This is a genomic window from bacterium, from assembly GCA_018812485.1.
Classification (GTDB): Bacteria; JAHJDO01; JAHJDO01; order JAHJDO01; family JAHJDO01; genus JAHJDO01.
Map to the genome: position 1 here is coordinate 1 of JAHJDO010000078.1, position 5,885 is coordinate 5,885.

General features: G+C 38.4%; 5 protein-coding genes. 4 read left to right on the forward strand and 1 reads right to left on the reverse strand.

What is annotated here, in order from left to right:
* Positions 1-1,641, forward strand: a 1,641-nt coding sequence (locus KKC91_06195) for a GTP-binding protein (GenBank protein ID MBU0478139.1), incomplete at its 5' end; no start/stop codon positions are given.
* 103 nt (positions 1,642-1,744) lie between these two features.
* Positions 1,745-2,752: an SGNH/GDSL hydrolase family protein gene (locus KKC91_06200; protein MBU0478140.1), complete on the forward strand. Its 1,008-nt coding sequence runs from the start codon at positions 1,745-1,747 to the stop codon at positions 2,750-2,752.
* 8 nt (positions 2,753-2,760) lie between these two features.
* Here the strand turns inward: KKC91_06200 and KKC91_06205 are convergent, their stop codons facing one another.
* Positions 2,761-2,913, reverse strand: coding sequence for a hypothetical protein (locus KKC91_06205; protein MBU0478141.1), 153 nt, complete (start codon positions 2,911-2,913; stop codon positions 2,761-2,763).
* Positions 2,914-3,005: 92 nt separating this feature from the next.
* On the opposite strand from KKC91_06205, the gene KKC91_06210 reads away from it, so the two are divergent.
* Positions 3,006-4,532, forward strand: a complete 1,527-nt coding sequence (locus KKC91_06210; protein ID MBU0478142.1) for a YifB family Mg chelatase-like AAA ATPase — start codon at positions 3,006-3,008, stop codon at positions 4,530-4,532.
* Positions 4,533-4,608: 76 nt separating this feature from the next.
* Entirely contained in the window at positions 4,609-5,748 is a 1,140-nt protein-coding gene (locus tag KKC91_06215; GenBank protein MBU0478143.1) for an ATP-binding protein, read from the forward strand.
* Positions 5,749-5,885 lie beyond the last annotated feature (137 nt).

The window sequence follows — 5,885 nt, forward strand, 5'->3', positions numbered from 1 at the left end:
AATGCCAGTGTTATTTATAAAGGCACAAAGATTAATATAGTGGACACGCCCGGACACGCTGATTTTGGAGGGGAGGTTGAGCGGACTTTAAGAATGGTAGACGGGGTTTTACTGTTGGTGGATGCCAAAGACGGGCCAATGCCGCAGACCAGATTTGTGCTCAGAAAAGCCCTGGAACTGGGGCATAAGGCAATAGTTGTAATCAATAAAATAGACATGGCTGATGCCAGGATAGACTATGCAATAAACCGTACGTTTGATCTTTTCTGCGAGCTTGACGCGACAGAGAAGCAGTTGAATTTTCCGATTGTTTACGCTTCCGCGTTAAAAGGTTTCGCAACATTGAATCTAAGTAAACCTTCGGATAATATATCCCCTCTTCTGGATACTATTCTCGAAACAGTGCCCCAACCTGCGGTAAATCCTGACGCGCCTCTCCAAATCTTAGTATTAGCGCTCCTTTCGGATTTTTATAAAGGCAAGATGGGTATAGGAAAAATTACAGCAGGCTCTATCGCAAAGGGCATGAATGTTGTTCTTGCCCGAAGGGACAAGAGCCAGAAACTTTGCAAGGTCACAGCTATTTTAAGTTATGAAGGCCTTAAACAGATAGAACGCGATAGCGCTGAATCAGGAGAAATAGTGGCTGTGGCAGGATTTGAGGAAATAGGCATAGGTGACACTATAACTGATGCCGATAATCCTTCGCCGCTTAATCCTCCTGAAATAGAAAAACCGACTGTCCGAATGATGTTCGGCGTAAATAAAAGCCCTTTTGCCGGAAGAGAGGGTAAATATATTACTTCCAGAGCGCTTCGCGAAAGGCTTTTTAAAGAAATTGAGACAAACGTATCGTTGCGAGTATATGAAACAGAAAGCCCTGATATATTTCTAGTATCCGGAAGAGGGGAGTTGCACCTGGCGATTTTAATAGAAACTATGCGGCGCGAAGGTTATGAGCTGCAGGTTTCCCAGCCGGAAGCAATATTTATTGAAAAAGACGGGATAATTATGGAACCTTTTGAATTTTTAACCATTGAAGCCCCCTCGGAATATCAAGGTGTGGTCATAGAAGAGGTAGGCAGACGGAAGGCCTGTCTTAAAAATATGTTCCAGGGCGTGAAAGGCGTGGTTTATTTTGAATACGAGATTTCAACACGGGCTGTTATAGGTTTAAAAGCCATGTTCATGACAAAGACGCGCGGTACTGCGATAATAAACCATGCATTCGATGAATATGAGCCTATGAACGAGAATCTTTCTTTTGTCAATACTCACGGATCTTTAGTGTCTTCCGAAACAGGCGTTTCTACATCATACGGCCTTAATAATGCGCAGGAACGAGGCGAATTATTTATAGGCCCGAATGTCGAAGTTTACGAAGGCATGATTATCGGCCAGAATTCCAGGCCCGAAGATCTGGATATAAGCCCCTCTAAGACAAAAAAACTTACCAATATGAGGGCTGCAGGTTCTGATGATGCTATCATGCTCACGCCTCCCAAGGAAATGACACTGGAGCTTTCCATAGAATATCTGGGTCCGGACGAGCTTTTAGAAGTTACTCCAAAAAATCTCAGATTAAGAAAAAAGATTTTAGACCCTCTTATCCGCAAGCGTTCCAAACGAGCTTCAAAATAATAAGCTACATCCATAGTGGTAGTAGTAGGGAGATAACTTTAGTTACACTTGAAAGTTAAGATTATTATGCTACAATGAGCAATAAAAAGAGTAGATATACGTTATGAAAAGCAAAGTAATTGGAATAACCATAAGGATTTTCACCGTTACTTTAATTACAATCTCGATCTTCTTGGTAACAGGAGAGTGGGCATTAAGAAGTTTTACCTTTTATGGGATAGAATATTTCATACAATTAGCCAGCGACGGTAATGTGGTATTAAAAAATGAAAATCTCCCCTACATGCCCGTTGATCTCGCAAATGCAATAGGTAATTTAAATGAGCGCGTGGTAATGAATCCAAAAGATACGTACAAGATAATTATTCTTGGGGATTCTATAGCTGCGGGAGGGGAGTTGCGAAGAGGTGAAGAGTCCTTCTCAGCGAGATTGAAAGTTTTACTTGAGAAAGACTTCCCCGGAAAGAATATTGATATTTTTGTTTTTGCGCAGGGGGGATACAGTACTACTGAAGAAGTCGAGGGTTACAGGCGCTATAGTAAATATTTTAAGCCGGATTTAGTAATCCTTTCTTATTGCCATAATGATACTGCAGAAGCCGATAAAAGGATTATTACAAGAAATGGTAAGAAACTAATAGCTTTCTATAAAACAGGCAATCCATATTTAAAAATATTTCCCTTTAATCGATTTCTTACCGAACGATTTCTTATTGCAAGATTTATGAATGAAAAAAGTATAGAGTTATTATCTGTGTTTCATATTAGGCCAGGCATAGCTTTTTGTAACCTTGCAGAACAAAAGATATTCCGTGGTTTCGAAAAACTATATGTATTAACAAAAAATACAAATACACCTGTCGTTGTCGTAGTGTTTCCTTATCTGGGAGATGAAATCGACATCACTAGAGATAGGATGGCCGATTTTATTAAACAATGGTGCGCCCGTTTTAATTTTTTGCATATAGACCTACTTAGTAAGTTCGCAGAATATGATTATCGCCAGCTTAGGTGTAATCCACAAGATTCCTGTCATCCTAATGCCATTGGACATAAGATTGCCGCTGAAACAATAGAGGAAATGATAAAGCAAGCGGATCTTATTAAATAAAACTTTAATTACCATTGTTTATCCAGACTTCGGTACTTCACCGCCTCTGAAATATGTTCAGCTAGAATAGTTTCTGATGTTGCCAGATCCGCAATGGTCCTGGAGACTTTCAATATCTTATCATACGCCCTTGCGCTTAGGTTCAGTTCAGTCATTGCCATTTTGAGCAGGTTTTTTTCTGCCTAAAAATAATAAAAAAATTTGAAAGAAAATAACCCCCTACTGTGTCTTATGTAGTAGGCGAAGGAGTGCTATGCTTTCTAGATTATATTCAGCTTCAACTTATGGGACAGAGGCTTATCGGTTAGAGATAGAAGTGGATATTTCAAGAGGATTGCCTGCTGTTTCAATAGTAGGTCTGCCTGACACTGCTATACGAGAATCTAGAGACAGAGTAAAAAGTGCAATTAAAAATTGTGGCTATGAATATCCAAGAGGTAGAATTACAGTAAATCTTGCTCCGTGTGATATAAAGAAAGAAGGACCAGCCTTTGATTTGCCTATTGCATTAGGTATTCTTGCTTCAACTGGTCAAATTTCTTTTAATCTTCTGCAAGATTTTGTATTTTTAGGTGAGTTAGCTTTAAATGGTAAAATAAGGCCAGTAAAGGGTGTTTTGCCAATGGCTTTATTTTTACGAAATTCACCCATCAAGAAGCTAATAGTTCCAAAAGAAAATGCTCATGAGGCAGCAATAATAAAAGAAATTGATGTTTATCCTGTTGAAAACCTTCAAGAGGTCACGTATCTTCTTTCTAACTTTCTTGAGAAAAAGCCGTTAAAAATAGATATAAATGATTTAATAGAGAAGAAAGATTATGATGTGGATTTTTCTGAGGTCAAAGGTCAATATTTGGCAAAGAGGGCTTTAGAGGTTTCAGCAAGCGGTTTTCATAATATTTTGATGATAGGCCCGCCTGGTGCAGGAAAAACAATGCTTGCAAAAAGACTCCCCACTATCTTACCTGAGATGACTAATGAAGAGATATTTGAGGCTACAAAGATATACAGCATCGCAGGTCTTTTAACCAAGGAAAAGCCTTTAATTACGACCCGCTCATTTAGAACAGTTCATCATACCTCATCTGATATTGCATTAGTAGGAGGAGGTCAGAATCCCAAGCCAGGAGAAGTAAGTCTATCTCACAATGGAGTGCTATTTATGGATGAACTTCCAGAGTTTCATCGCGATGCTTTGGAGAGTTTGAGACAGCCTCTTGAGAACGGCAAGGTAACTGTAGCAAGGGCAAGTAAAACCTTGACTTTCCTAAGTCGTTTTCTTCTCATCTGTGCAATGAATCCCTGTTACTGTGGTTATTTCACATCTACTTTTAAACCTTGCAGATGCAGCACTCATCAGATTCAAAAATATAGAAGCAAGATTTCAGGTCCATTGCTGGATAGGATTGATATTCACATAGAAGTGCCAGAGCTAAAATATGAGCATTTAATTGTAAAGAGACAAGAAGAATCTTCATATAAGATTCGTGAAAGAGTTGAAAGAGCAAGAAAAAATCAGCTCCAACGATTTAAAAAATCAGGCGTTTACTTTAATTCACAAATGACGGATAAGATGATCAAGGAATTTTGCATACTGGATAGTGAACCAGAGGAACTATTAAAAATGGCAATCCATGAACTGAATTTTTCAGCAAGGAGTTATAATAAAATTCTAAAGATAGCCAGAACAATAGCTGATTTGGCAGATTCAGAAAAAATTACACAAGACCACATATCCGAGGCAGTTCAATACAGGAGCTTGGATAAGGAGTTGTTTTAATTTTGATCTTGACGGCCTTATTTTATTATGTTACATTACATAATGTAAACTTACATAATTTACAGGAGGTTAATATATGGAAAATCCATTTGTTTATGGAGATGTAGTTAAAGGACAATACTTCACTGACCGCGAAGAGGAGCTTAAAGAACTAAAGTTAGACCTTTCTTCCGGCCAGAATGTGCTTATATTTTCACCTCGCCGCTACGGAAAAACCTCTCTGATTATCAAGGTGTTAGATGAATTTAAAAGAGAAGGTTTTATTACTGTATATGTGGATTTATTTCGGGTTACTTCAATACAGAGCTTTATCAAAATTTACACCAGCAGCGTAACCAAGGCCAGCGTTACTAAACTTGAGGAAGCGGTACAATTTTTAAAAGAACACTTCCCTGCTTTAATCCCAAGAATAGTTATTAAAGGCCAGGAACCGGCTGAGTTCGAGTTTGATTTTGAAGCCGCTAAAAAAGATGCTGAGAGGTTGCTTGACGATTTATACGATTTTCCTCAGCGGGTAGCAGTCAAAAGAAAAAAGCGCCTCATTGTAGTATTTGATGAATTCCAGGAGATATCCACCTTAAATTTATCTATCGAACGCCAGCTTCGCGCTAAGATTCAGCACCATGATAAGGTTAGTTATTGTTTTATGGGCTCCAAGCGCCATCTTATGGATGAACTGTTTCAGGATAAGAATAAGCCGCTCTATAAAATCGCCAAAGCCATTCCGCTTGGTAAAATTCCATCCGAGAGATTCAAAACTTTTATACATTCAAGGTTTAAGTCAGTAGATATGCGCATAGAGTCAGGTTTGATAGATGAAATCTTAAACGTTACAGCCCGCCATCCATATTATACCCAGCAGCTTTGCCATGAAATTTTTAATATTGCTTTCTCAAAAGAAGAGTCTGTGGTAATAAGCCAAAAGGATATAAATTCCGCAAGAGACAAATGTATACAGGCGCAATCATATGCCTATGCGACTATTTGGGACAGCCTGGCGGCTAAACAAAAGAGCTTAGTTGTTGCCTTATATAAAGAACCAGGCGCAAATATCTATTCTCAAGATTTTTTAGTCCGTCATTCTTTAGGCACAGCTGCTTCTATCCAAACAGCGGTCAATGCCTTGGAGAAAAAAGGCGTCTTAGATCGTGAAAACGGCTCCTATTTTGTTTCAGATGTGTTTTTCATTGATTGGCTTAGGCAGAAGATAGCTTAACTTATTTAATTTCAGCAAGTTACAATCTCTACTTTATCTTGAAAAAGGCAAATTTTATGCTATATTTATATATATAGACAAAATATAACAGCAAAAACAACCAATTAACCCTAAACAAGGGTTATTTTTTGCCATGA